Here is a 26,244-nt window from a genome sequence, read left to right as displayed (position 1 = left end):
GCCGGGTGCGACTGGTGTTCGGCCCCGACGACTTCGAGGAGTACGCGGCTGTCCGCGACAGCCTGCGCCTGCACATCGTCGCGTGGGCCCGCCGCCGCGGCATGGAGGTGGAGCCGTCCCTCGTCGCGGCCGCGCTGGACCACAAGCACGGCGGCGACGGCAGGCTCGGCCACTGGACGCGCGAGCACGTCGCCGACGCGCTGGCCGTCTGGTTCCCCCGCACGGTCGCGCTGCTCGAGGACGACCGCGACGCCGTCCCCACGGCGATGCACGCGCTGATCGGGTTCCTCGCCGACCAGGACTGGCTCGACTCCCTCTCCTCCCCGCCCGAGGAGCTGCACGCGCAGGTCGTCGACTCCACCCCGGCGCTCTACGACGCGCTCGATGACGAGCGCAACCACGACCTCGGCACGTTCTGGGCCGTGCAGATGCTGCGCCACGGCGTGCCGACGGCCGATCCGTCGGCGGTGGCGCGGTTCCTGCAGCAGGTCAACTCCGGCGAGCTGCCGATCGACCGCGGGGCGCTCGACGAGATCACGCGCCGGCAGGCGGCCGACGTCCCCGAGCAGCCGCGGCCGCAGCTCGCGCCCGTCCTGCTGCCCGGTGCGGCCCGGATGCTCGCGGCCGCCGACTCGAGCGTCGCGCTGGCCCGGCTGCGGGCGTTCACCCGCTGGGTCCGCGCCGGGCGCGCGATGACCCGCGAGGGCAGGCTGCTGCTGCACGACGCCCGCTCGGTGGCCGACGCGCTGGACCTCGACCACTTCTCCCGCGACCGGGCCCGCACGAGCGACGACCTGCCCGAGATCACGCTGCTGCTGCACTGGGCGCGCGAGGCCCGGCTGGTGCGGGTGGTGCACGGCAGGCTCGTGCAGGTCCGCAGCTCCGCTCCGCTGCTGTCCCGGCCGATCGAGCTGTGGCGCCGCGCGTTCGAGGCCGTCGGCGGCATCGGTGAGCACTTCGGCGGTTCCAACGTCTTCGGCGCGCCGTCACTGTTCGGCATGGGGCTGGGTGAGGCGTTCCCGATACTGCTGCACCGCCTCTACGCCGCCGGTGGCGAGCCGATCCCGGTCGAGCTGTTCCACCGGGTCGTGCGCGACACCGTCAACGAGCGGATGGGCTGCGTCGTCGACGACCTCGCGGGCGACGTCGAGCAGCGGCTGTGGCGCCGCGACGTCACCGCGCTGCTGGACGCGCTGGAGCTGCTCGGCGCCGTGCACCTCGAGGAGAGCCTCGACGGCGACAACCACGACGAGCTGATCGAGCTGGCCGGTCGTGACGATCCCGACCCGACGCTCGTGTCGCTCACGCCGATCGGGCTGTGGGCGGTGCACGAGATGCTCACCGAGCAGGGCGTGCACGCACCGCTGGTCGGTGAGCTGGCCGGCGAGGACATCGAGTACGTCTGCGTCCGCTGCGCCACGATGCACAGCGAGGTGGCGGAGGCGGAGCTCACGGAGTGGGTGGCGGCGCGGCCGCGGCGAACCGCGGCGCAGGAGATCCTGCGCTACCTCAAGCGGGCCGAGCACCCGGTGCACCGCAAGCTCGCGCTCTACGCGCTCGCCCGCACCGGCACCCCGGGCCGGGAGGTGGCGCGGCAGCGTCGCGACCTGCACACCGGGCACCGGGCGGGGCCGGGCCCCGGGCCGCACATCGACTGCGACGCCCACACCCGCCCGCCGCTGACGGGCTGAGCCCCCGCCCGCCCGACGTTGCAGGAAAGCCACTTTCCTGCAATCTCGTTGCGGGAAAGTGGCTTTCCTGCCATCGCTGCTCGAGGGTGGCCTGCCAGCGGAGACCCGTCCGGAACCCGTCCTGCAACGGAGACCCTGCCGCGCCGAGCGAGTGGTCAACGCCCACCGGTTCCGGTTGGATCATGAGCCACTGCGCGCTCGACCACCGGCACGAAGATCAACGCCCACCCGCACCGCAGCGCCCCACGCCGGGCCCTCCTGTGCGCCTCGGCGAGCATGATCCGCGGTGGTTGTTGTGCCCTCTCCTGTTGATCTGCCGGCCCGGTGAGGGCGCCGTGGCGCGGGGCACGCCCCCATCCGCAGCCGACGTCCCGGTTCTCCTCTTTCATGGCGGCCGCAGGCCATGACGGACCTTCCTGCCATCGCGAGGACCGGGCAGCGCGGCTCGCGTGCGCGCTACAGCGCCGCCGACACCACCGCCTGGGCCTCCTCCTGGATCCGGGCGAGGTGCTCGGGCCCCTGGAAGCTCTCGGCGTAGACCTTGTAGACGTCCTCGGTTCCCGACGGCCTGGCGGCGAACCAGCCCGACGCCGTGGTGACCTTCAGCCCGCCCAGCGGCGCCCCGTTGCCCGGCGCCTCGGTCAGCCGCGCGGTGATCGGCTCCCCCGCCAGCTCCGAGGCCGTGACGTCGGACGCCGACAGCTTGCCCAGCCGCGCCTTCGCCTCGGGGGTGGTGGCGACGTCGATGCGCGCGTAGGCCGGGTCGCCGAACCTCTCGGTGAGCGTCCGGTAGCGCTGCGACGGGCTCTCGCCCGTGACGGCCAGTATCTCCGACGCCAGCAGCGCCAGGATGATGCCGTCCTTGTCGGTCGTCCACGCCCCGCCGTCGCGGCGCAGGAACGATGCGCCCGCGCTCTCCTCGCCACCGAAGCCGAACGAGCCGTCGAGCAGCCCGGACACGAACCACTTGAACCCGACGGGGGTCTCGACGAGGGTGCGGCCCAGGTCGGCGGCCACCCGGTCGATCATCGACGAGCTGACGGCCGTCTTCCCGACACCCGCTGCCGCGGACCAGCCGGGCCGGTTGGCGAAGAGGTAGCCGATGGCGACGGCCAGGAAGTGGTTGGGGTTCATCAGGCCGTCGGCGGTGACGATGCCGTGGCGGTCGGAGTCGGCGTCGTTTCCGGTGGAGATCGGGAACCGGTCGCGCGCGGCCACCAGCGACGCCATCGCGTACGGCGACGAGCAGTCCATCCGGATCTTGCCGTCCCAGTCCAGCGTCATGAACCCGAACTGCGGGTCGACGGCCGGGTTGACGACGGTCAGGTCGATCCGGTGCCGTTCGGCGATCGCGGCCCAGTACGCGACGCTGGCGCCGCCGAGCGGGTCGGCGCCGATGCGGATGCCGGCCGAGCGGATGGCGTCGAGGTCCACCACGTTCGGCAGGTCGGCCACGTATTCGCCGAGGAAGTCGTAGCGCGCCAGCGCCCCCCGATCGAGCGATCGCCGCTGCACGCCCTGCAGCTTCGCCTCCAGCAGCGCGTTGGCGCGCCCGGCGATCCAGCCGGTGGCGTCGGTGTCGGCGGGGCCGCCGTGGGGCGGGTTGTACTTGAACCCGCCGTCGGCGGGCGGGTTGTGCGAGGGCGTGACCACCACGCCGTCGGCCAGCCCGTCGGTGCGCCCGGCGTTGTGGCGCAGGATCGCGTGCGACACCGCGGGCGTCGGGGTGTACGCGTCGTCACCGTCGGCCAGCACGTCGACGCCGTTGGCCTGGAACACCTCGATCGCGGTGATCCACGCCGGCTCGGACAGCGCGTGGGTGTCGCGGCCGATGAACAGCGGCCCGTCGGTGCCCTGCGCGGCGCGGTACTCGCAGATGGCCTGGCTGGTGGCCGCGATGTGGTCGTCGTTGAACGTGGTGGTCAGCGACGAGCCGCGGTGCCCCGACGTCCCGAAGGCCACCCGCTGGGCGGTCACGGCCGGGTCGGGGTGCAGGTCCTGGTACGCGGCGAGCAGCTTCCCGACGTCGACGAGATCGCTCGGCTGGGCGGGGGTCCCGGCGCGGGGGTCGGTCGGCATCGAAGATCCTCCTGGGGCTGGCAGGCGCGTGCGGCCCCTACCCTGCCACCTCGCACGCCCTCAGCGATCGAGCGCGTCCCGTGCCGTGGCCACGCCGGTCCAGAGGTGGGCGTCCCAGCCGTGCGCGCGGGCGGCCGCGACGTTGTCGGCGCGGTCGTCGAAGAACACGACGTCGCCCCGCGCGGTGCCGTAGACACCGTCGGCCGCGGCGTAGATCGCCGGGTCCGGCTTGACCAGCGCGAGGTCGGCGGAGAAGACGAGATGGGCGAAGCGCGCGCTCCAGTGCGCGGCCCGCACGGCCGTCGCGAGCGGCGCGGGTGCGTTGGACAGCAGGCCGAGCCGGACCCCGTCCGCCGCGAGGTCGGCCAGCAGCACGAGCGCGGCAGCCGACGGCGCCGACCAGCTCGCCGAGTCGAGCTCCTCGAGCCTGCGCAGCAGCTCCGGATCGGGGACGCGGCCGAGCGCGGTGACCACGGCCGTCCAGTACGCCTGCGGGGAACCGCCCAGGTCGTAGGGCACGCGGGGCGGCCAGTAGGCGCCTGCGAGCGTCGCGACGTCCACGTCGAGCGCGGCGGCGATCACCGGCAGCACGCCGGTGGACGGGACGAGCACATCACCGAGATCGAAGACCACCGTGCGTTCCACGCGTCGAACCGTATCCGGCCCCGGACGTGCGACAGGGCCCCTCCCATGGGGAGGGGCCCTGTGGCTCGACGGGTCAGGCGGGGTTCAGGCCGACAGCTGCCCGCGCTGCTGCGGGATGCGCAGGTGCAGCGGCAGGATCGAGCGCTGCGTGGTGTCGGTGGTGAGGTGGTAGTGCCCGCTGCGGGAGCGCCCGCACAGGTAGGGCCGCAGGTAGCGGGCACCGAGCTCCTCCAGCTCGCGGGCGGCCGCCTCGGCGTCCTCGCGGGTGGAGTAGATGACCTTGCCGTCGGTGCCGCGGGTCTGGCGCGGGATCATCGTGCCGGCGAGCTCGGCCCGGCTGGGCGTGCAGAACACCGGACGGCCGCTCTTCGCGAGGCGCGCATGCCGGTGCAGTACCTCGCCGCGGGCGTGGTCACGGATCCCACGCTGCTGCGGCACTGCCGGCTCGACCGCTGCTGGATCGACTGCTGCCTCGTCCATCTCGGCACCTCCCTCTCACCCCTGTACCGATGCTTTCGTAGAGCACAGCTTTCCGTTAACGGGTCCGCGAGGGGATACCACCATCGTGTCGTTTATTCGGAGCCATCACCCACGGTGAGGGGATGCCTGCGGCGTGTTCGGACGGCCGGATCCGGGCTTGTCGGGCCCGGGTCCTACGGTCTCCTCCATGGCCCCGACCGACAGCGCAGGTGCACTGCATGTGCACCGGGCCGAGCGCGCCGACACGCTCGCCGATGCGCTCGGCGCGATGCTGTCGCAGCCGTCGGGCGATCCGTTCGCCGCCGAGATCGTGGCGGTGCCCGCCAAGGGCGTGGAGCGCTGGCTCGCGCAGCGGCTGTCGCACCGGTTGGGTGTCACGCCCGGCCTCGGCGACGGAGTGTGTGCCGGCATCACGTTCGCCTCACCCGCCTCGGTGGTCGGGGCCGCGGTGTGCGGAGCGGCGGGCGTCGATCCCGACGACGATCCGTGGCGCCCGTCGCGCGCGGTGTGGCCGTTGCTCGAGGTCATCGACGAGAGCGCGGGCGAGGCCTGGTGCGCGCCGCTGGGCACGCACCTCGGAGCCGGGCAGGGCGATGCGGCCCGGCGCGGCCGCCGCTACGCCACCGCGCGGCGGCTCGCGGAGCTCTTCGGCTCCTACGCCGCGCACCGCCCGGAGACGGTGCGGGCCTGGCAGGAGCGCATCGACGCCGACGTCGGTGCCGATCTGGCCTGGCAGCCGGAGCTGTGGCGCCGGCTGCGGGCGCGCATCGGCGTGCCGGGTCCGGCCGAGCGGCTGGCGCAGGCCTGCTCGGTCCTGCTGGCCGAGCCCGGACGGGCCGCGCTGCCCGAGCGGCTGTCGCTGTTCGGTCCCACGCGGCTCACGGCCGAGGAGTTCTCGGTACTGACCGTCCTCGGGCGCCACCGCGAGGTGCACCTGTGGCTGCCGCACCCCTCCCCCGCGCTGTGGGCGCGCGCCACGCCCACCCCGGTCGTGCCGCGACGCCGCGGCGACCCGGGAGCGGATGCCGCGCGCCATCCGCTGCTGGCGTCGCTGGGCCGCGATGTCCGCGAGCTGCAGACCCGACTGGGCGCCGCCGCACCCGACGCCGTCCACCACCACCACGAGCGGCCTGCGCCGTCGGTGTCGTCCACGCCGTCGCTGCTGCACCGGCTGCAGCGGGAGCTGCACGACGACGCACCGCCCCCGGCGCCGGTCCCGCCCGCCCCCGGTGACCGCAGCGTGCAGATCCACTCCTGCCACGGCGCCGACCGGCAGGTGGAGGTGCTGCGCGAGATCGTGCTGGGGCTGCTCGCCGCCGATCCCACGCTCGAGCCGCGCGACATCGTCGTCATGTGCCCCGACATCGAGACGTTCGCGCCGCTGATCTCGGCGAGCTTCGGGCTGGGCGACGTCGACGACACGTCCGGGTCGGCGCACCACGGCCACCCCGGCCAGCAGCTCGCCGTGCGGCTGGCCGATCGCGCGCTGCGGCAGGTCAACCCGCTGCTGGCCACGATCGCGCAGCTGCTCGATCTCGCCGACGCGCGCCTCACCGCGTCCCAGGTGCTCGATCTGCTGGCGTCCGAGCCGGTGCGCCACCGGTTCCGCCTCGACGACGCCGACCTCGACCGGTTGCGCGATCTCACGGTCCGCTCGGGGGTGCGGTGGGGTCTCGACGCCGCCCACCGGGCGCCGTTCCACCTCGACGGCTTCCCGCAGAACACCTGGGCCGCGGGGCTGGACCGGCTGCTGCTCGGTGTCACCATGCCCGGCGCGCTCGACGGCCAGGGTGATCACGAGTGGCTGGGCACGGCGCTGCCGATGGCCGAGGTCGAGTCGGGCGACACCGAGCGCATCGGGCGCCTCGCCGAGTTCGTCGACCGCCTCTGCGCGATCCTCACCGAGCTCGCGGGCGAGCAACCGCTCGCCGCGTGGGCCGCGGCCCTGGCCCGCGGGCTCGACCTGCTCACCGACACCACCGACACCGATGCCTGGCAGGCCGCGCAGGCCCGGGCCGAGCTCGCGGCGGCCGTGCAGGCCGCGGGCCCGCACGCGGCCACCGTCGCGCTCGGGCTGGGCGACGTGCGGGGCCTGCTGGCCGAGCGGCTGCGCGGGCGGCCCACGCGCGCCAACTTCCGCACCGGCACGCTCACCGTGGCCACGCTGGTGCCGATGCGGTCGGTGCCCCACCGCGTGGTGTGCCTGCTCGGCCTCGACGACGGCGTGTTCCCCCGCGCCGGGGTCGTCGACGGCGACGACGTGCTGGCGCGCGATCCGCTCGTCGGCGAGCGCGACGCCCGTTCGGAGGATCGCCAGCTGCTGCTCGACGCCCTCTGCTCGGCCACCGAGTCGCTGGTGGTGGTGCACTCGGGCGCCGACGAGCGCACCGGTGCGCGGCGCCCGGCCGCCGTCCCGCTCGGGGAGCTGCTCGACGCCGTCGAGGCCACGGCGGGCATCGAGGCCCGCCGGCAGATCGTGGTGCGCCACCCCCTGCAGCCCTTCGACGCGCGCAACTTCACCGCCGACGCGCTGGTGCCCGCCCGGGCGTTCAGCTTCGACCGCGTCGAGCTGGCCGGGGCGCGCGCCGCGGCGGGCACCAAGCTCGCGCCACCGCCCTTCGTGGCCGCGCCGCTGCCGACGCTGGTGGCCGACACGCTGCTGCTCGACGACCTCGTGCTGTTCCTCGAGCACCCGGTCAAGGGGTTCCTGCGCCAGCGCGTCGGGCTCTCGCTCTACGCCGGTGAGGACGATCCGGCCGATGCGCTGCCCGTCGAGCCCGACGGCCTGGGTGTGTGGGCCATCGGCGACCGGATGCTGCGCGATCGGCTCGGTGGTCTCGATCTCGATCGCTGCCGGCAGGCCGAGTGGCGCCGCGGCGAGCTGCCCCCCGGGGCGCTGGGCGACGCGCTGCTGCGCCGCGTGCTCGACGACGTCGAGCCGCTGGTGGCCGCGGCCGAGCCGGTGCGCGGCGGGGAGGTCACCGACCAGGACATCGACGTCACCCTGCCCGACGGCACCCGGGTGGTCGGCACGCTCGGCGGGCTGTACCGCAACGCGCTGGACGAGCGCACCCTGGTCCGCGTCGAGTACTCCCGGCTCGCCCCCAAGCAGCGGGTCCGCGCCTGGGCCCGGTTGCTGGCCATCACCGCAGCCACCGGCGAGCCGTGGCGGGCCGTCACGCTCGGGCGCGGCCAGCGCTACGGGCTGTCCATCGCCTCGGCGGGCCCGCTCGCGCCGGCGGCGGCGCTGCACCTGCTCACCGACCTCGTCGCGCTGCACCGCGAGGGCCTGGCGGAGCCCCTGCCGCTGCCGACGCTGGCCGGCAGCACCTACGCCCGCGTGCGGCTGGGTGGCGCCGGTGCCGCCGAGGCGCTCGAGGAGTCGATGCGCATCTGGAGCTCCATGATCGTCGAACGCAACGACGACGCGTACGTGCGCGTCTGGGGCGCCGCCGCGCCGCCCGAGGTGATCACCGGGCAGCCCGGGCCACCGAACGGCGAGCCCACCCGGTTCGGCACGCTCGCGATGCGGTTGTGGGCCCCGCTGTTGCAGGCCGAGGACGTGGTGCGCCGATGACCGGCACGATCGGCGCCGCGGTGCTCGCCCCCGCCCGCTTCGACGTCTACGGCGCGCTGCCCACCGGCACCACCGTGCTGGAGGCCAGCGCGGGCACCGGCAAGACGTTCACGATCGCCGCGCTGGCCACGCGCTACGTCGCCGAGGGCGTCGCCACGCTGCCGGAGCTGATGCTGGTCACGTTCGGCCGGGAGGCCACCCAGGAGCTGCGCGAGCGGGTGCGCGACCGGCTCGTGTCGGCCGAGCGCGGGCTGGCCGACGCCGAGGCCGCCCGCGACGGCGACGACGCGCTGCTGCGGCTGCTGGCGAGCGTCGACGACGCCGAGGTCGAGCGCCGCCGCGCCCGGCTCAGCCGCGCGCTGGGGCAGTTCGACGCCGCCACCATCGCCACCACCCACCAGTTCTGCCAGCAGATGCTCGCGGGGCTGGGGGTGGCGGGTGACCGCGATCCCGACGCGGTGTTCGTCGAGTCCATCGACGATCTGGTCACCGAGGTCGTCGACGACTTCTACGTGCGCAAGTACGGCGACCGCGCCGCGGGCACCCCCGCGTTCGGGCGCACCGAGGCTCTCACGCTGGCCCGCCGGGCCGTCAACGACGGGCAGGCCCGCCTGGAGCCCACCGCCGCGGTGCCCGGCAGCCCCGCGCAGGTGCGGCAGCGCTTCGCCACCGCGGTCCGCGCCGAGGTGGCGCGCCGCAAACGGGTGCGGCGGCTCTACACCTTCGACGACATGCTCACCCGGCTCGCCGATGCGCTGGCCGATCCGTCCCGCGGTGCCCCGCAACGGCTGCGTGACCGCTACCGGGTCGTGCTCGTCGACGAGTTCCAGGACACCGACCCCGTCCAGTGGGAGATCCTGCAGCGCGCGTTCGTCGACGATCCCACCGGCCGCACCACGCTCGTCCTGATCGGCGATCCGAAGCAGGCCATCTACGCGTTCCGCGGGGCCGACGTCCTGAGCTACCTCGACGCCACCGAGGCCGCGGGCGGCCACGCCACGCTCGACACCAACTACCGCAGCGACGCCCCGCTGCTGCGGGCGCTCGACACGGTGTTCAACGGTGCCGCGCTGGGTGATCGACGCATCACGGTGCACCCCGTCGAGTCCGCGCACCCCGGCCAGCGGCTGCGCGGCGCACCCGTCGACACGCCGCTGCGGGTGCGGGTGCTGTCCCGGGTGGGCCTGCCACGGGCGCCCAAGCGCGACATCGCCGTGATCGGGCCGGCCCGCGCGGCCGTCACCCGCGACGCCGCCGCCGACATCGCGGCGCTGCTGGCCGGTCCGGCGCAGATCGAGGACAGGCCGATCGCACCCGGCGACGTCGCGGTGCTGGTGCGCACCAACGACCAGGGCGCCATGATCCACGCGGCGCTCTCGGCCGCCGGGGTGTCCGCGGTGCTCTCGGGCACCGCCAGCGTCTTCGGCACGCCGATCGCCCGCGAGTGGCTGCACCTGCTGGAGGCGCTGGAGCAGCCGCGCGCGTTCCGGCTCCGCGCCGCCGCGCTCACCTGCTTCCTGGGCCGCACGGTCGCCGAGCTGTGCGGGCCCGCCGCCGAGGCACTGCTCGACGAGCTCGGCGCGCGGGTGCGGTCCTGGGCCGCGGTGCTGCACGCCCGCGGTGTCGCGGCGCTGCTGGAGGCCGTCACCACCGACACCGCGCTGCCGCAGCGGCTGCTGGGCACCACCGACGGCGAGCGGCGGCTCACCGACCTGCGCCACATCGCGCAGGCGCTGCACGCCGCCGCCGTTGCCGGGCACCTCGGGCCGGCCGCGCTGGTCGACTGGCTGCGCCACCGCATCGACGAGGCCGCCGTCGACGTCGGCACCGAACGCAGCAGGCGCCTGGAGTCCGACGCCGCCGCGGTGCAGATCATCACGATCCACCGCAGCAAGGGCCTCGAGTTCCCGATCGTCTACGTGCCGTTCGGCTGGGATCGCAACGTCCGCGATCCCGACGTGCCGCTGCTGCACGACGAGTCCGGCGCCCGCGTGCTCGACGTCGGCGGCGAGAGCGGCGAGGGCTGGCGCGAGCGCTGCGCCCGCCACCGCGCGGAGGAGGCGGGTGAGGACCTGCGGCTGCTCTACGTGGCGATGACGCGCGCCCGCTGCCAGGTCGTCACGTGGTGGGTGCCGGCCACCACCTGCGCCACGTCGCCGGTGCACCGGCTGCTCATCGGGCGCCCGGACCCGGGTTCGGTGCCCGCCGAGATCTACCGCATCCCCACCGACACGGCCGCGCTCGAGTCGCTGCGCCGGCTCGCCTCGCCGGTGTTGGCCGTCGAGGCGGTCGTCACCGGCGGTGTCGAACCTGCCGTGGGGAGCACCGGGCGCCGTCAGGAGGCTGCCGGCGAGCTCAGCGCGGCCGCCTTCACCCGCGAGCTCGATCGCGACTGGCGGCGCACGTCGTACTCGGCGCTCACCGCGGGCGCCGGGCACGGGTCGTCCGGGGTGGCCAGCGAGCCGGAGCACCCCGGCACCGAGGACGAGGCGCCCGTCGAGGTCGTGGCGGTGAGCACCGACGCCGCGGCGGCGGCCGTGCCGTCACCGATGGCGGAGCTGCCGGTCGGCACCGGTTTCGGCACGCTGGTGCACGCCATCTTCGAGGTCGCCGACCTCACCGCGCCGGATCTGCCGGCGGAGCTCGTCGCCCGCGCCGCGGAGCAGCTCGCGCTCTCCCCGACGCCAGGCCTGGAGGCCGCCACGCTCGGTGCGGCGCTGGTGCCGGCCGCGCGCACGCCGCTCGGGCCGCTGGCGGGTGGGCTGGCGCTGGCCGACATCGCCCCGAGCGATCGGCTCGCCGAGCTCGACTTCGAGCTGCCGCTCGGCGGGGGCGACGCGGCACAGCGCGGGGTCGGGGGTGCGCCGGTCACGCTCGGCGACCTCGCTCCGGTGTTGCGCCGCCACCTCCCGGCGGCGGATCCGCTGCACGCCTACCCCGACGCGCTGGAGTCACCGGCACTGGCCGAGCAGCCGCTGCGCGGGTACCTCACCGGCAGCATCGACGCCGTGCTGCGCCTGCCGAACCAGAAGTTCGTGGTGGTCGACTACAAGACCAACTGGCTGGGCCCGATGGGTGCCGACGGGCGCGAGCCCCTCACCGCCGCCCACTACGTGCCGCCGCTGCTGGCCGAGGCGATGATCGCGGCCAACTACCCCTTGCAGGCGCTGCTCTACGGCGTGGCGCTGCACCGGTTCCTGCGCTGGCGCCTTCCCGACTACGACCCCGCCTCCCACCTGGGCGGCATGCTGTACCTGTTCGTCCGCGGCATGTGCGGGCCCGCCACCCCCACCGTCCACGGCGTGGCGTGCGGCGTGTTCGGCTGGGCCCCTCCCCCGGAGCTGATCGTGGAGCTGTCCCGGCGGCTGGACGGGGCCACGTCGTGACGGAGCTCCTCGACGTCGGCGACCCCCGGCTCGCGCATTCGGCGTCCGGGCTGCTCGGCGCGTTCAACGTGGCCGGCGTGCTCGACCCGTCCGACGTCCACGTGGCCGTGCGGGTGGGACGGCTCGGCGGGGAGGAGCGCCCGGAGGTGCTGCTCGCCGTCGCGCTCGCGGTGCGGGCGGTGCGGCTGGGCTCGGTCTGCGTCGATCTGGCCGCGGTCGGCCACACCGTGCTCGGCGAGTCCGACGAGCTGCTCGACGTCTCCGCGCTGCCCTGGCCGGAGCCGTCCACGTGGGCGGCGCTGTGCACGGCAGGCCCGCTGGTGGCCGATGGGCCCGGCGGTGGCGACACCTCGGGCGGGCGGCCGTTGCGGCTGGTCGACGGCCTGCTGTACCTGGAGCGCTACTGGCGCGAGGAGGAACGCGTCCGGCTGTCGCTGCAGGAGCGTGCCGCCGCCGAGCCGCCGGAGGTCGACACGGCGGCGCTGCGTGCCGGGTTGGACCGGCTCTTCGTCGCCGAGGGCTCGCAGCAGCAGCGCCTGGCCGCGGCGGTGGGCGCGCTGCGTCGCGTCACCGTGCTGGCCGGCGGGCCCGGCACCGGCAAGACCACCACCGTGGCGCGGCTGCTGGCGCTGCTGGCCGAGCAGCCGGGCCGGCTGCGGGTTGCGCTGGCCGCACCCACCGGCAAGGCTGCGGCGCGGTTGCAGGAGGCGGTGGCCGCGGAGCTTCCTGCGGAGCTGCGGGCGCGGGTACCCGCGGCGTCCACGCTGCACCGGCTGCTGGGCTGGCGGCCGGGCAGCGGCGAGTTCCGCTACAACGCCGCGCAGCGGCTGCCCTTCGACGTCGTGGTGGTCGACGAGACGTCGATGGTGTCGCTCACGATGATGGCGCGCCTGCTCGACGCCGTGCGGCCCACCGCGCGGCTGCTGCTGGTCGGCGACCCCGATCAGCTCGCCTCGGTGGAGGCGGGCGCGGTGCTGGGCGATCTCGCCCGCGCGGCGGGCCGCCCCGAACCGGCACTCGACGCCGCGCTGGCGGCGCTGGAGCTGCCCACCGGCGTGGTCAACGGGGTGGTCACGCTGCAGCACGTGTGGCGCTTCGGCGGCACCATCGCCGAGTTCGCCCGCGCGGTGCAGGCCGGTGATGCCGACACCGCGATCGCCCTGCTGCGCCGCGGCGCCGACGATCTCGCGCTCGTCGCACCCGCTGTGCACGATCTCGCCGCGCTCGAGGAGGTGCGTGACGACGTCGTCGCGTCGGGGTCCGCGCTGGCCAGTGCGGCACTCGCGGGCGACGCCGATGCGGCGCTGGCCGAGCTGGAGGCCCACCGGGTGCTGTGCGCCCACCGCCGCGGACCGTTCGGCGTCACGCGGTGGACGGGTGAGATCGAGCGCTGGCTCGCCCCGGTCCACGCCGCCGGCGTCCACCGGCCGTCCGACGGGCCGTGGTATCCCGGCCGCCCGGTGCTGATCACGGCCAACGACTACGACATCGGCCTGTTCAACGGCGACACCGGCGTGGTCGTGTCGCGACCGGAGGGGCCGCGCGTCGCGTTCGCGCGCGGTGGCCCACCCACCCTGTACCCGCCGTCGCGGCTCACCGAGGTGGCCACGGTGCACGCCATGACGGTGCACCGCGGGCAGGGCAGCCAGTTCCGCCGCGTCACGGTGGTGCTGCCACCCGCCGAGTCACCGCTGCTCACCCGCGAGCTGCTCTACACGGCGGTCACCCGCGCGCGCGAGTTCGTGCGGATCGTCGGCACCGAGGAAGCGGTGCGCGCCGCCGTCTCCCGGCCCGTCGCGCGGGCGAGCGGGCTGCGCAGGCGCCTCTCCGCCGGCTGACAGCGCCGAACGCCCACTGGTTCGGGTTGGATCATGAGCCAGTGGGCGTTCGGCCGGAGCTACGCCCAGCCCCAGTGGCGGCGGTGGGCGCTGACCGCCCATTCGGTGACCGCGGCGAGGTCGGGTTCGGCGGGCAGCGGGGTGCGGCCGGTGTCGATGCGCTCCTCGATCTCGGCCGCCACCACGGCGATCCGAGCCAGCACGTCGGCGAGCACGGGCACGTCGCCGCGCTTGACCCCGAGCACCTCCTCACGCTCGACGTCGGGCATCGGCAGCGTCAGCCTGCCGTCGCGCACCACCTCCAGGCCCTGGTGGGCCAGGCGCAGCGCGTGTGAGGCGTACTTGACGTCGTAGCCGTAGCGCGCCACCAGCTCGGGCCGGTTGGGCATCGCGCTACGCCGGCCGATGCCGAGCAGCCGATCGCGCTGGCCACCCATGAACCCGAGGAACCGGCGGGCGGCGTGGCGCGACAGCATCGCGGGCGCCAGCGTGCGCAGCTCCTCCCCCAGCGGCGTCATCACGATGACGCTGTCGGCGGGCGCGAACAGCGGCAGCAGCGCCGTCGGGTTGCCCTTGGTGGCCAGCCGCAGGTACTTGCGCAGCGAGTACAGGACGAGATCGACGTCGCCGGGGCCCGAGCGCGCCCCCTCCGGCTGCGTGCGCCAGATGTAGTGCGGCACGGCGGGCGCCATGCCGAGAACGCCATCGGGCGGCTCGATGAACACGCCCATCTCGTCGTGGTCGTCGGTGCCGGGAATGGCGATGCCGTGCACACCGGAACCGACGACGGTGCGCAGGATCTCGCCGGCACGGGCGATCTCGCCGTTGCCGTGCTCGGTGTGCTGTGCGGTGGACATGGCAGAAGACCCTGCCGGAAACGCAGCCACCGCGCGAGTCGTTTTCGACCGATTCGCGCCATTCTTCGGCGACTCTCCGGCGACCACTCGAACCAGCGGTTGCCGGTGTGTCCGAGCAGGAGTACACCGCATTGCATGCCGCGCGCCGCCACTCTCGACTCGGACCAGCGCAATTCACTCATCGCGTCCCAGTTGGGCTGGACGATGGATGCGTTCGACTACTTCATCGTCGTGCTCGTGTACGCCGATATCGCCCAGGAATTCGGGACGTCACTCACCACGATGGCGTTCCTGACCACGGCCACGCTCGTGATGCGCCCGGTGGGTGCCCTGATCTTCGGACTCTGGGCCGACCGGGTGGGGCGGCGCATCCCGCTGATGGTCGACGTCACGTTCTACTCGGTGATCGGTTTCCTCTGCGCGTTCGCGCCGAACTTCACCGTGCTGCTGGTGCTGCGGCTGCTCTACGGCATCGGCATGGGTGGCGAGTGGGGCCTCGGCGCGGCGCTGGCCATGGAGAAGGTGCCGGCGAACCGGCGCGGCCTCTTCTCCGGGATCCTGCAGGGCGGCTACGCCGCGGGGTACCTGCTCGCCTCGCTGGCCTACCTCGGGGTGCACTCGTGGCTCGGGCTCTCGTGGCGCTGGCTGTTCGCGCTGTCGATCGTGCCCGCGCTGATCAGCCTGATCATCCGGTCGCGAGTGCAGGAGTCGGAGGCCTGGGTGAGCACCCGGGAGCAGTTGAAGGTGACCCGCACCCGGCTGCGCGACGTCGTGCTCAACGGGAAGGTGATCCGCCGGTTCGTCTACCTGATCCTGCTGATGACCGCATTCAACTGGTTCTCGCACGGCACTCAGGACGTCTATCCGACATTCCTCAAGGCCACCGATCACGGCGGTGCCGGGCTTTCCGCAGGAACCGCATCGCTGGTCGTGATCGGGTACAACGTCGGGGCCATCATCGGCGGGATGCTGTTCGGCTGGCTGTCCGAACGGTTCGGTCGCCGCTACACGATCGTGTTCTGCGCCGTGCTCGCGCTGCCGGTGCTGCCGCTGTTCGCGGTGGACCACGGCGTCGGGTTGCTGCTGCTCGGATCGTTCCTCATGCAGGTGTTCGTGCAGGCGCGTGGGGCGTCATCCCGGTGCATCTCAACGAGATGTCCCCGGACGCGATCCGGGGCTTCTACCCCGGCGTCACCTACCAGTTGGGCAACCTGTTCGCAGCGCTGAACCTCCCGATCCAGGAGGCGCTCGCCGAGAACTACGGCTACTCGTTCGCACTCACCTGGACCGTGGTGCCCGTGGTCGTCGCGATCGTCGTGCTGGCCCTGATCGGCAAGGAGGCGAAGGGCATCCAGTTCGGCACCGCGGACACCGACACCCAGCCCGCACGCAGCGGCTGAGGAACGCGGCGCACGAGTCAGTTGCGGTGGGTGCCGATCCCGCGCGCGGGGTTCCACGCACCGGTGTCGGGACGCTCGTGGTCGGCCGTGCGGACCGCGACGCACGCCTGGGTGTGGACGAACGTGTGCACCCAGGTGATGCTGCCGTCCGGGTGTGCCTCATGCAGGTGGGCGAGGCGCAGCAACGGCTCGCCGGCACCGATCTCGGCGAAGCAACGCTCACAGATCATGATCATGAGTTCTCCAGCCCGGCCATCCGGCCGGGGCCGGACGTTGTCAGGGGAGGGCACCTTGGTCGACGTCGACATTCGGACCACCCGTGGACGTGTGTCGTCCATACGGAATTCTCGCGCACGGCCTGTCACATCCACCGTGGCCTCGATCACGCTGGGTACCTTTTCGACGTGATCTGCGCCTCACTGGCGTCTCAAGCTGCGACAGATGTTGACCGAACGTGATGAGCACCGGAGATCTGACGCCGCACGGTGAGCGCGACGAGCCCGACGCCGAACACCAGCATGCCGGCCGGCGTCACCGGGTGGTTGCGGCCCAGCGCCAACAGCCCGACGGCGAGCATCACGACTCCGATGCCGACCGCGGACGCGGCCGGGACCGACACGGCCCGCCGCGCGGCCAGCACCGCCACCGCGGGGAAGATCAGCGGGGCACCCACCGTGTAGACCACGGCGTCGACCCAGTCGATGTCGCGCAGCGCGTCGACCGCGTCGGCCGCACCGGCACCCGCAACGAGGTCCAGCGACATCTGCACGATGTTGGCCAGCGCGCTGAGCACCACCACGCCCGCGGCGAGGTCGCCGACCCGGCCCGGGCCCGCCGCCCGGCGCAACGCCAGCCCGACCGGGACGAACGCGACGAACCCGATGAGCCAGACGGTGTGGGCGAGGGTCCACCACAGGCCCGGTGTGAAGGATCCGTGGATGGGGCGCAGCAGGATCCAGCCACCGAGGAATCCCGCGGCCGCGAGGACGAAGAAGGGGCGGGAGTCTGCGGTGGCGTTCCGCGGTGTGGTCATGGGAGCAATCCTGACCGGCGGAGACCGGGAGGGCAGCGGGTCCGGACCCCGGATCGGGGGTGGGCCCAGCCCTACCCTCTGCTCAGGTGAAGTACCGCTGCACGACGTCGGTCATCACCTGTCCGGCCGCCGCAGCCTGCTCCGGTGTGACCGGGACGCGGCCGGCGCCGCCGACGGGTGCCCCGCGGACCGCACCGGGTTCCAGCCGGATGTGCAGATGGCCCTTGGCCGCCAGGTCCCCTGCAGGGGAGAGGTAGATGTCGTAGGACGAGCGCTGGCCGCCGTAGAAGGTGATGGCGGGCTTGCCGCCGAACTCCGTGGTCTGCTGCTCGGCGTCGGGCCCGTTGTTCTTGCCGTAGTCGCCCGCCGGGAACGACGCGGACAGGTTGACCTGCACCTGCAGGGCGTGGGACGGCTGCACGAAGAAGCAGTGGGCTCCCCAGCTGATCGGGGTGAGATCGGCACCGAGGTGGGCCTTCAGCGCGTCCTGGAACACCGCGCACTGCATGTTCCGGTCCTTGTCGCCTGCGGTCAGGATGTCCTGGGGTGTGCCCGAGACGACCAGCTTGCCGTCGTAGGGGGTGCAGTCGTCACCGGCGTTGGACGCCGAGAAGTCGGCACATGCACCCAGCGCTCCCGTGTCGTTGTCGTCAGGGCCGTAGAGCAGCGGGCGCTGCAGCGCGACGGTGCTCGCCGGCGGCGCCTGCTCGATCTGCGCCATGACCTGAGCTGCGGACTTCTCCACCGTTTCGCAGTCGTTGCCCGTCATCTGGATCACCGCGGCACCGACCCACTTGTTGTCGACGCCGCTGCTGCCCTGGACCCACTTGTAGCTGCAGTACTTCGTGCCGGTCGTCCTCTCCACGGGGTGGCCGGCGAGCGTGCCCGTGGTCTCCTTCGCCGTCAGCGCCACGTCGTAGCGCAGGTTCATGCGCGGGCCGCTGTCGGCGGAATCCCGCAGGCTGGTGCTGCAGCCGGAGAACTCGTCGTAGATCCCGTTGGGCTCGTAGTCGTAGTCCTTGCCCGCCTCCCCGAGCGTCGCCGCGACGAGGAAGCAGCCGTCCCACTTCCCGTAGGCGCGCGCGTTGGCCGGCAGCGCGTCGGGGCTCTGCAGCGCCTTCGCGGCGAACTCCGCGTAGGGGCGCAGCACGTCGCAGGGCTGGCCGCCGCCGGCGGTGCCCTTCAACGAGATCGCGTAGCGCTGGCTCACCGGGAGCTGGAACTCGCACCCCTTGCTGTCGTTGGGATCGAGGGACTCGTAGCCGCGGGCACCGGCCAGCGTCACGGGCTTGAAGCGCAGCCGGGCGAACCGGTCGGACTTCACGCCGATCTCCACCTCGAGGTAGGGCGAGAACTCCGGGCTGTAGCGCTGCGTGGGCACCGGGGTGATGGCGCAGCCGTGCGGCCCGCGGGGCAGGTAGCCCGACCCGGGCTCGAACTGCGCTCGGGCGTGGTCGAGGTCGAGCAGCCCGCACGGGTCGATCTGCCGCAACGCCGGGAGCACCGCGGCCGGGTCGCGGTCCGGCGGTCCCGTCACGGGCAGCGGCGCCGCCCCGCGAGGGGCCTTGGCCTGCCCGCTCACCGCCACCGTGCAGCCGGCCGTCGTCGCCGCCACCAGCAGCACCCCGATCAGCAGTGCTGTGGTCCGCCGTACCGTTCTGCCCACACCCGTCCTTCCCTCGGCGATGGTGTCCTGGTGCGCCACCGCGAGATCATCATCTTCGGACACGGGCGCTGCGGCGGATCAACCGCTTCGGCCATTGCCGAAACGTCCGCCGAGCGTGCACCCCGTGGTGATAGGCGAATCAGGCCGCCGCGGCCCGGCGCAGCGCGCGGTAGAGCACCGACGGCTCGCCCAACCGGCGCCGCAGTGCGCGTTCCAGCCCGGCGATCGGGTACAGGTTCTGCGGGGCGCGGGAATCCTTGTACTCGGTGGACGCGTAGCGCACGAGCGTGACCTGGCTGACGTCGGCGAGCGCGATGGCCGCCGCCACCGTGAGCTCAGCGCTGCACTCCACCCGCACCACGCCCGCCCATGGCGCACCGGGCGCGCACGGCAGCCGCAGGTACCAGGTGTGGCGCTCCCAGGAGCTGCCCAGCCGGAACACCGGCGTGCGCTGTCCCGCCTGCAGCCGGCCCACCACCGCGCCGAGCTGCGCGGGCAGGTAGTCGCTGCGGTGGCTCTTGACGAACCCGATCACCCGCGGCAGGTGCTGGCGGCCCCGCAACGGCCCGTCGACGACGAGCAGGTCGTCGTCGGCGGTGTGCTCCTCGCGCGCGGCGTCCGCGGCGACCAGCTCGACATCGGCGAGATCGCGCTGCAGCGCCAGCGACAGGACCTGCACGGGCGCGATGTCGGGCCGGGGCGCGGTGCGCGTGCTGCGGTACGTGCCCGCGGACGTGACGACGTCGGCGCCGTTCTCCGTGGTGGTGAACAGGCCCCGCCGCACGTGCGCGGCCAGCAGGTGGGCGCCCTCGGCGCAGCAGCAGACCACCCCAGCGGCGTAGGAGGCACAGAGCGCCGCCGACGCGGCGCCGTCGGCCTCGTCGACCCAGACCTGCGCATCGACGCGCCGGACGCCGTCGACGAACAGCACCGCCGACGGTGGCAGCACGCCGGGTGACGGGTCGATCGGGCCCCACTGCTCGATCGGCACCTCGACGGCGGCGTCGATCTGCGCCGAGGAGGCACCCATCTCGGCGTCGAGGCTGTTGCCGTAGGTGGGATCCCAGGGATCGATGCTGAACCTCATGGGCTGGACCTCACACGTTCTCCCGCACCACCGACGACGTGCGCTGATCGCGACTGACGACGAACCGCACCGGCACCCGCTCGGCCAGTGCCGGCACGTGCGTGACGACCCCGACCATCCGGTCGCCACGCGCGGCGAGGTTCTCCAGCGTGCTGGCGACGACCTCGAGGTTGGCCTCGTCCAGCGTGCCGAACCCCTCGTCGAGGAAGATCGACTCCAGGCGGGCGGCCCCGCGCGCGGCGAGCCCGGACATCTGGGCCGAGAGCGCCAGCGCGAGCGCGAGGCTGGCCTGGAACGTCTCGCCGCCCGACAGCGTCTTGACCGGGCGCCGGGTGTCGGCGTCGGTGTGGTCGATGATCAGGAACTCGCCGCCGGCGTGGGTGAGCTCGAACTGCCCGCCCGAGAGCTCCGCGAGGCTCGTGGACGCGTCGGCCACCAGCGCGTCGAGCGCCGAGGCCACCAGCCAGCGCGGGAAGCCGTCGGAACGCAGCAGGTTGCCCAGCATCTTGGCCACCTGCTGCGCGGACTCGGCCTCGTCGCGATCGGCGGTGATGCTCGCGACGGCGGCGCGGCGCTCGGCGATGCGCTCCCGAGCCCCGCGGGCACGCTCCAGCACCGCGGCGACGGCGGCGATCGCGGTGGCGGCGAGGGGGCTGCGCGCCGTGACGTCGTGGGCGGCCAGATCGGTGGCCAGCCGCTCGTCGAGCGCATCGCGGGTGGCGGCAGCCGTGGCGACGGCGCTCTGCGCCGCGGTGATCAGCCCGGCCCGGTCGGCGGCCTCGGCGGCCGCCCAACCAGAGAGCTGCGCCCAGGCGCCGGCGAGATCCCCGTCGCCGGTGGCCGCGGGCGCCCCCAGCGGGACGAGCGGATCGCGGGCGGCGCGCAGCGCGTTCCAGGCGGCGGCGACCTCGCGGTCGATCTCGGCGGCGGCCTGCTCCGCGGCGCGCTGGGCGGCGCGAGCGGCGCGCATCTCGGTGTCGGCGGCGCGGGCCGCTTCCTCCAGCGCGGTGCGGCGCTCCAGTTCGGCGGCCGCCTCGGCGTCGGACGGCGCGGTGGCGAGCGTGGCGCGCAGCTGCGCGGCGCGCCGCTCGAGCGCGTCGGCCGCGCCACGGGCCTCCAGCTCGGCGCGCGCGGCGGCGGCCTGGTGCTGGCGACGCTCCTGGGCGCCGCGGTCGGCGGCCTGCAGGGCCTGCTCGGCGGTGTCGCGTTCGCGCTGCAGCGCGGTGGCCGCGGTGCGGGCCTCGGCGATGGTGCGATCGCGGACCCCGGCCTCCGTGCGCGCCCAGCTGACGAGCGCGGCCCAGCCGGCGAGGACATCGTCGTCGTCATGGGCGGGGGCGCCGAAGGGCACGAGCGGATCGCGGGCCGTGCGCAGCGCCGCGGTGGCCGCGGTGACCTCGACGCGGACCGACTCGGCGGCGGCCTGCGCCGCCTCCCGCGCGCTGCGGGCCGCGCGGACGGCGGCATCGGACTGCACCGCGACGGCCGTGAGCTCCTCGACCTCGGCCAGCGCGGAGGCGACGGCCGCCGGATCGGGGAATGCGGCCAGCGCGCTCTCCAGCCGGGTGACTGCGGTGGTGGCCCGCTCGGCGTCGGCGGCCGCGCCGGTGACCGCGGCGGCCGCGGACGCATCGTCGCGACCGGCCGCGTCGAAGGCCTGCTCCGCCGCAGACACCGCACGCTCGGCGGCGTCCAGATCGGTGGCGGGCAGCGGCGGCGGCAACGTGGTGACCGACCGGGCGCACACCGGGCAGTCGTGCCCCACCGCGAGCTGCGGGCGCAGCGCGGCGGCGAGATCGGTGGCGGCACCCTCGGCCCGCAGCTTGCGGGCGTGCTCGAGGTGGCGGCGGGCCTCGTCGAGCTGCTGGGACGCGGTGGCGGCCCGCGCACGGGCGGCGGTGAGTCGCTCGGCGGCCGACCCGGCCTCGGCACGGGCTGCCGCCAGCTCCTGGTGCTCGCGGCGGGCCTGCTCCAGCGGGCCGCGTTGCGGGGCGGCCGCCAGTGCCGAGCGGGCGCGGGTCTCCGCGTACTCCGCGTCGGCGAGCGCGGCACCGGTGGCCTCCGACGCGGCCGCGGTGTCGGCGCGGCGGCGGTCGAGCGCGTCGAGCCCGGCCGGGATGGTGAGGGAGCGCAGGCCGTCGCGCTCGGCGACGAGGCTGCGGCCCCGCTCGGTGGCGGTGGCGAGCGCGGCCGCCGCGGCATCGCGCTCGACGCGGGCGGCATCGAGCGCGACCCGGGCATCGGCGGCGTCGCGGGTGGCGTCGTCGTACGCGGCGAGCGCCTTCTCCTGGCGTTCGCGGGCTCCGGGCAGCTCGGCCACGCAGCCGGCGAGCTCGGCGTGATCGCGGCGGACCTGCTCCAGCGGCGCCCGGGCGGGTGCGGCGGCCAGCGCCTCGCGGGCGGCGGTATCTGCTGCCTCGCCCGCGGCGGCGCGGGCTGCGGCGGCGGACTCCACCGAGCCCGCTGCGCTGTGGCGGGCGCTGAGCTCGACGAGCCCGGACGGCACGGTCAGCGCCGTGAGCCGCACCCGTTCGGCCTCGATTCGGGTGACCTCGCCCTGTGCTGTCTGCAGGGTTGCGGCGGCTGCACCGAGCTCCGGCACGGCGGCATCGACGCGCTCCGCCAGCTCACCGAGCTCCTCGACCCGGGCCGTGGCGGCCTGCTCGGCCTCGGCGGTGGCGTCGGCGTAGCCACCGAGCTGCTCGCCGAGGATCTCGGCACGCTGGCGCTGGGCGGCGGCCTCGCTGTTGGCCTCGCGCGCGATGACGTCGTAGACGCCCAGCCCGAGGATGCGCACCAGCTTCTCCTGGCGCTTGCGCGGCTCGGTGTGCAGGAACTCGGCGAAATCGCCCTGCGGCAGCACCACGCAGGTGCAGAAATCCCCGAACGGCAGCCCGAGCAGCTCCTCGACGGCCTTGGTGACGGGCCCGGCGCCGTCGGCCAGCGGCTCGGTCTCCTCCTCACCGGTGCCCAGCCCGCGCGGATCGCGCAGCCGTTCCAGCCGGGCCGTGCGCACCGCCACACTGCCACTGGCCGCGCGCCGGATCTCGCGCGCCGCGACGTAGCGGGCGCCGCCGACGTCGAACACGAGCCGCACGGTGCCGCGGTTGACCGTGGGGGCCAGCGCCAGCGCGACGGCGCGCCGGTCGTCCCAGCGCGGAACCGAGCCGTAGAGCGCGAACGTGAGCGCGTCGATGATGGTGGACTTGCCGGCACCCGTGGGCCCGACCAGCGCGAAGTACTCCGCACCCTCGAAGTCGACGACCGTGGCCTCGCGGAAGGACGCGAACCCGGCCATCTCCAGGCGGACCGGCTTCATGACCCGGTGCTCCTGTTGTCGGCGCTCCTGTTGTCGGTGACCCGGTCGTGCAGCGTGCGGAACAGCTCCTCGACGCGCGGATCGGCCACCGACCTGGTGCCGAGGTACTCGCTGAACAGCTCGGCCGGGCTGCGCTCGACGCCGCCGTCGCTCGCGGGCCGCGACGCCTGTACCGGCGCGGCGAACTCCGGATCGATCCGCACCTCCAGCGCGTTGGGCATGAGCGCCGTGACCTCCTCCCGCAGTCCGGCGCGGGCGGGTTCGCGGACCCACACGCGCAAGTAGTCGTCACCGACACTGCCAGCGAGCCCCGACAGTTCCGCCACGGTGCCCTTGAGCGTGCGCAGCCTGCGGCCGGCCTGGATCGGGATGTCGGTGACCCGTACCGGCGTGCCCGGCGCGGCCTCGACGAGGCAGACGACGGAGGTGTTGTCCTGCTCGCCGAAGTCGATGGCCATCGGCGCTCCGCAGTAGTGCACCGGACACGCTGCGTCCATGCGCTGGCGGCGGTGCAGGTGACCGAGCGCCACGTAGTGCGTGTCGACCGGGAAGATCGATGCCGGCACGGCGTACTCGAAGATCGACTGCGCGGTGCGCTCACCGCCGCCCATCTTGCCGTTGAGCACCGTGAGGTGGGCCATCACGAGGTTGACAGCGTCGTCGCGGAAGCCGGTGGTGAGCGAGGCGAGGATGTCGCGCAGCTGCTGGTCGTAGGCCAGCGTGTTCTCGATGGGCGTCTGCGCCACGAGCTCGGCCGCGCGCACGGCGTAGCGCTGTGACAGGAACGGCAGCACCGCGACGGTGGCGAGCTCGCCGGTGGACCGCGCGCGGAACTCCACCACGCCGCCCCGATCGGCGGTGCGCACCGACCCGACGAGCGTGATGCCGGCCGCGCCGGCGAGCGGGCGGTAGGCGTCGATGGTGGGCGCGTGGTCGTGGTTGCCCGCGATCGCGATGACCTCGGCCCCGGTGCCGGCCAGCCCCATCAGCGTGCGGACCACCAGCTGCTGGGCCTGCGCGGACGGCGCGGCGGTGTCGTAGAGATCGCCCGCGATGAGGACCGCGTCGACCTCCTGCTCACGCGCGATCCCGACGATCTCGCGGAGCACGAGCTCCTGTTCCTCGAGCCGGCTGTGGCCCTTGAGTGTCTTGCCGACATGCCAGTCGGATGTGTGCAGCAGGCGCATCAGGCCGTCATCGTATTCGCCGGGTCCGACAGTCCCGCGCCGCCTCGCCGTCGTCGAGCCGCCCCGCCGTCGTTAAGCGGATGCACCGGGCGGGCCGCCGCGTGCACGTGGCGGGTGGACGCATCGTGGCCTGACCCGCACACACCTCCGGTGCATCGCACACACCGTGCACGGTGTGTGCGAGCACGCGGAGGTGTGTGCGAACGCTCAGAAGGGGGCGTCGTCGTCCAGTGGCATCGCGGGGAGCCTCGCGAACGGGTCGCGCGGGGCGCTCCCGGTGCCGCTGCCATTGCCGTTGGCCGCCGCTCCGTTGGTGGCGGGGCCACCCGCCGACTCCGAGAGCCGGGTGGCCCACGCCGGGAACGGGAACTCGACGGCCAGCGGCACCGGGATCTCCGGCTGCGCGACGAACATCGTGCCCGGCTTCGCGAGCGTGGCGCGCTGGCGCTGCGAGGCGGGCAGGAAGCCGTACTCGGGGCGCCCCGCCTCGGCCGGGTCGAGCCGCCCGACCACCTTGATCGAGGAGTTGGAGACGATGCGCCGCTCCACCTCGCTGGCCGTCTGCTGCGCGCCGATCAGGATGATGCCCAGCGAGCGGCCGCGCTCGGCGATGTCGAGCAGCACCTCCTTGATCGGGCTGGAGCCCTCCCGCGGCGCGTACTTGTTCAGCTCGTCGATCATCGTGAACAGCAGCCCGCCGGGCCCCGCGGCCTCCTTGCGCGCCGTCTCGGCTGCCAGCACCACGCCGACGACGAACCGCTGGGCGCGCTCGGGCAGGTTGTGCAGGTCGACGACGGTGAGCTGCTGGCCCTCGGTGCTGACCCGGCGGCCGGGAGCGTCGGTGAGATCGCCGCGGATGAGCGAGCGCATCGCCTTCTGGCTGCTGCGCAGCCGCCGCAGGAACGCGTTGATGGTGCCCATCCCGGTGACGGGGCCTGCCCAGTCGCGGCGGGCGTCCTCGTCGGAGAGCCGGTCGGACACGAAGTCGACCAGCTGGTCGTAGGTGCGCAGCAGCACACCCTCGACCGAGACGGCGCCGTCGCCGATCGGCACGGCGTCGCGCCGCAGCCGCGCGGCGACCTGGTGGATGACCATCGTGTACTGGTTGCGCTCGTCCTCGGCGTCGGCGAAGACGTAGGGCAGCAGCTCCTCCGAGCAGAACTCCGCGATCGTCCACCAGAACGACGTGACGCCGCTGGTGCGGCCCGCGACGTGCGGGCGGCCGGTGAGGTCGTCCGGGGTGGGCGGGGCGAAGAAGCCGGCCGAGGCGAACGGTTCGGCGGGCAGCCCGAGCTTGGAGTACGCCGCGCGGAGATCATCATCGAGCCGGACGTTGCGGTGGTCGAGGAACAGCAGGTCCTCGCCCTTGACGGAGAACACGAGCGCCTTCGCGTTGACCGACCGCTTGCCCAGCACCCCGCTGCGGAAGATCGAGTAGAGCAGGAACAGCGCGAAGCTGGTCTTGGTGGCGACGCCGGAGATGCCGCTGATGGAGACGTGGCCGCCACGCGTGCCGTCGAGGAACTCGAGGTTGACGTAGATCGGCTCGCCGTCGCGGCCCAGCCCGACGGGCACCTTGTGCTTCATCTGGTCGAAGTAGAGGGCCTGCGCCCGCTCCTCCCCCGTGGCCCGGCGGACCGCCGACCCGGGCAGCGGCGGCACGTAGCACTCCGGCTCGACCCGCGTGGTGGTGATCTCGGCGATCTCCTGCACCTGCGCTGGCAGCACGCCGTCGGCGATCAGGAAGACGTCGGACCCGAACGACGCGCCCTCGTGGCGCGCGGTGACCTGCGTGACGACGCCCGCGGACATGACCGGCCCGACCCCGGGCACCACGCGCATGGTGACGACGACATCGTCGAGCTGCAGGTAGGCGGCCTGGTCGAGCGCGACGTTGAACAGCAGCGGCGTGGAGTCCTCGGTGCCGGCGACCAGTCCGACGGTGTCGCCTGCGGGCTCGGAGACCCCCCGTCGGGTCGACGGCGTGGACAGCGTCACG

The 26,244-nt window shown here is 74.1% G+C and carries 17 protein-coding genes; 6 read left to right on the top strand and 11 right to left on the bottom strand.

What is annotated here, in order from left to right:
* Window positions 1-5 precede the first annotated feature (5 nt).
* Window positions 6-1,691, top strand: a complete 1,686-nt coding sequence (locus ACFPFQ_RS44650) for a hypothetical protein (RefSeq protein ID WP_379629362.1) — start codon at window positions 6-8, stop codon at window positions 1,689-1,691.
* A 456-nt stretch (window positions 1,692-2,147) separates the two neighbouring features.
* Here ACFPFQ_RS44650 and pgm read toward each other — a convergent pair whose 3' ends face one another.
* From pgm to ACFPFQ_RS44635, 3 genes are all read right to left on the bottom strand, one after another.
* Window positions 2,148-3,770: a phosphoglucomutase (alpha-D-glucose-1,6-bisphosphate-dependent) gene (pgm, locus tag ACFPFQ_RS44645; protein ID WP_379629361.1), complete on the bottom strand. Its 1,623-nt coding sequence runs from the start codon at window positions 3,768-3,770 to the stop codon at window positions 2,148-2,150.
* A gap of 60 nt (window positions 3,771-3,830) precedes the next feature.
* The gene (locus tag ACFPFQ_RS44640; RefSeq protein ID WP_379629360.1) at window positions 3,831-4,415 is read right to left on the bottom strand and encodes an HAD-IA family hydrolase; all 585 of its coding nucleotides are present in this window, start codon (window positions 4,413-4,415) and stop codon (window positions 3,831-3,833) included.
* Window positions 4,416-4,499: 84 nt separating this feature from the next.
* A complete protein-coding gene (locus ACFPFQ_RS44635; RefSeq protein WP_379629359.1) occupies window positions 4,500-4,895 on the bottom strand; it encodes a hypothetical protein in 396 nt (131 codons plus the stop codon).
* 187 nt (window positions 4,896-5,082) lie between these two features.
* Between ACFPFQ_RS44635 and recC the strand changes: the two genes are divergently transcribed.
* The 3 genes from recC to recD are packed head-to-tail and all read left to right on the top strand — an operon-like array spanning window position 5,083 to window position 13,696.
* Entirely contained in the window at window positions 5,083-8,472 is a 3,390-nt protein-coding gene (gene recC, locus ACFPFQ_RS44630) for an exodeoxyribonuclease V subunit gamma (protein WP_379629358.1), read from the top strand.
* Entirely contained in the window at window positions 8,469-11,858 is a 3,390-nt protein-coding gene (locus ACFPFQ_RS44625; RefSeq protein WP_379629357.1) for a UvrD-helicase domain-containing protein, read from the top strand. Before recC ends, ACFPFQ_RS44625 begins: the two co-directional genes overlap by 4 nt.
* Window positions 11,855-13,696, top strand: a complete 1,842-nt coding sequence (recD, locus tag ACFPFQ_RS44620; RefSeq protein WP_379629356.1) for an exodeoxyribonuclease V subunit alpha — start codon at window positions 11,855-11,857, stop codon at window positions 13,694-13,696. Before ACFPFQ_RS44625 ends, recD begins: the two co-directional genes overlap by 4 nt.
* 59 nt (window positions 13,697-13,755) lie before the next feature.
* Here recD and ACFPFQ_RS44615 read toward each other — a convergent pair whose 3' ends face one another.
* Window positions 13,756-14,553, bottom strand: a complete 798-nt coding sequence (locus ACFPFQ_RS44615; protein ID WP_379629355.1) for a DNA polymerase beta superfamily protein — start codon at window positions 14,551-14,553, stop codon at window positions 13,756-13,758.
* A gap of 135 nt (window positions 14,554-14,688) precedes the next feature.
* On the opposite strand from ACFPFQ_RS44615, the gene ACFPFQ_RS44610 reads away from it, so the two are divergent.
* The gene (locus ACFPFQ_RS44610; protein ID WP_379629354.1) at window positions 14,689-15,780 is read left to right on the top strand and encodes an MFS transporter; all 1,092 of its coding nucleotides are present in this window, start codon (window positions 14,689-14,691) and stop codon (window positions 15,778-15,780) included.
* A complete protein-coding gene (locus ACFPFQ_RS44605) occupies window positions 15,708-15,953 on the top strand; it encodes a hypothetical protein (RefSeq protein ID WP_379629353.1) in 246 nt (81 codons plus the stop codon). The genes ACFPFQ_RS44610 and ACFPFQ_RS44605 overlap by 73 nt, the downstream gene beginning before the upstream one ends.
* Before the next feature lie 17 nt (window positions 15,954-15,970).
* On the opposite strand, the gene ACFPFQ_RS44600 is transcribed toward ACFPFQ_RS44605, so the two are convergent.
* The 7 genes from ACFPFQ_RS44600 to ACFPFQ_RS44570 all read right to left on the bottom strand — a co-directional run bounded on the left by ACFPFQ_RS44600 (window position 15,971) and on the right by ACFPFQ_RS44570 (window position 26,243).
* Window positions 15,971-16,189, bottom strand: coding sequence for a hypothetical protein (locus tag ACFPFQ_RS44600; protein ID WP_379629352.1), 219 nt, complete (start codon window positions 16,187-16,189; stop codon window positions 15,971-15,973).
* A gap of 191 nt (window positions 16,190-16,380) precedes the next feature.
* Window positions 16,381-16,986: a hypothetical protein gene (locus tag ACFPFQ_RS44595; protein WP_379629351.1), complete on the bottom strand. Its 606-nt coding sequence runs from the start codon at window positions 16,984-16,986 to the stop codon at window positions 16,381-16,383.
* A gap of 82 nt (window positions 16,987-17,068) precedes the next feature.
* Window positions 17,069-18,715 carry a hypothetical protein gene (locus tag ACFPFQ_RS44590; protein ID WP_379629350.1) on the bottom strand — a complete coding sequence of 549 codons (1,647 nt, stop codon included), beginning with the start codon at window positions 18,713-18,715 and terminating at the stop codon, window positions 17,069-17,071.
* A 76-nt stretch (window positions 18,716-18,791) separates the two neighbouring features.
* Window positions 18,792-19,739 carry a hypothetical protein gene (locus ACFPFQ_RS44585; protein WP_379629349.1) on the bottom strand — a complete coding sequence of 316 codons (948 nt, stop codon included), beginning with the start codon at window positions 19,737-19,739 and terminating at the stop codon, window positions 18,792-18,794.
* Window positions 19,740-19,749: 10 nt separating this feature from the next.
* Complete coding sequence (locus ACFPFQ_RS44580; RefSeq protein ID WP_379629348.1) at window positions 19,750-23,058, bottom strand: AAA family ATPase; 3,309 nt, start codon at window positions 23,056-23,058, stop codon at window positions 19,750-19,752.
* A complete protein-coding gene (locus ACFPFQ_RS44575; protein ID WP_379629347.1) occupies window positions 23,055-24,245 on the bottom strand; it encodes an exonuclease SbcCD subunit D in 1,191 nt (396 codons plus the stop codon). The genes ACFPFQ_RS44580 and ACFPFQ_RS44575 overlap by 4 nt, the downstream gene beginning before the upstream one ends.
* A 207-nt stretch (window positions 24,246-24,452) precedes the next feature.
* Window positions 24,453-26,243, bottom strand: a complete 1,791-nt coding sequence (locus ACFPFQ_RS44570; RefSeq protein ID WP_379629346.1) for an ATP-binding protein — start codon at window positions 26,241-26,243, stop codon at window positions 24,453-24,455.
* Between the last annotated feature and the right edge of the window lies 1 nt (window position 26,244).

This window comes from Pseudonocardia sp. GCM10023141 (assembly GCF_042653605.1).
The sequence above is the reverse complement of the archived record's forward strand: the minus strand, read 5'-3'. Positions and strand labels throughout refer to the sequence as shown.

Bases quoted from the DNA above. Each gene is read 5' to 3' on its own strand.
- pgm (WP_379629361.1), bottom strand. From the start codon at position 3,770: ATGCCGACCGACCCCCGCGCCGGGACCCCCGCCCAGCCGAGCGATCTC.
- ACFPFQ_RS44635 (WP_379629359.1), bottom strand. From the start codon at position 4,895: ATGGACGAGGCAGCAGTCGATCCAGCAGCGGTCGAGCCGGCAGTGCCG.
- recC (WP_379629358.1), top strand. From the start codon at position 5,083: ATGGCCCCGACCGACAGCGCAGGTGCACTGCATGTGCACCGGGCCGAG.
- ACFPFQ_RS44625 (WP_379629357.1), top strand. From the start codon at position 8,469: ATGACCGGCACGATCGGCGCCGCGGTGCTCGCCCCCGCCCGCTTCGAC.
- ACFPFQ_RS44615 (WP_379629355.1), bottom strand. From the start codon at position 14,553: ATGTCCACCGCACAGCACACCGAGCACGGCAACGGCGAGATCGCCCGT.
- ACFPFQ_RS44610 (WP_379629354.1), top strand. From the start codon at position 14,689: ATGCCGCGCGCCGCCACTCTCGACTCGGACCAGCGCAATTCACTCATC.
- ACFPFQ_RS44605 (WP_379629353.1), top strand. From the start codon at position 15,708: ATGTCCCCGGACGCGATCCGGGGCTTCTACCCCGGCGTCACCTACCAG.
- ACFPFQ_RS44600 (WP_379629352.1), bottom strand. From the start codon at position 16,189: ATGATCATGATCTGTGAGCGTTGCTTCGCCGAGATCGGTGCCGGCGAG.
- ACFPFQ_RS44595 (WP_379629351.1), bottom strand. From the start codon at position 16,986: ATGACCACACCGCGGAACGCCACCGCAGACTCCCGCCCCTTCTTCGTC.
- ACFPFQ_RS44585 (WP_379629349.1), bottom strand. From the start codon at position 19,739: ATGAGGTTCAGCATCGATCCCTGGGATCCCACCTACGGCAACAGCCTC.
- ACFPFQ_RS44580 (WP_379629348.1), bottom strand. From the start codon at position 23,058: ATGAAGCCGGTCCGCCTGGAGATGGCCGGGTTCGCGTCCTTCCGCGAG.
- ACFPFQ_RS44575 (WP_379629347.1), bottom strand. From the start codon at position 24,245: ATGCGCCTGCTGCACACATCCGACTGGCATGTCGGCAAGACACTCAAG.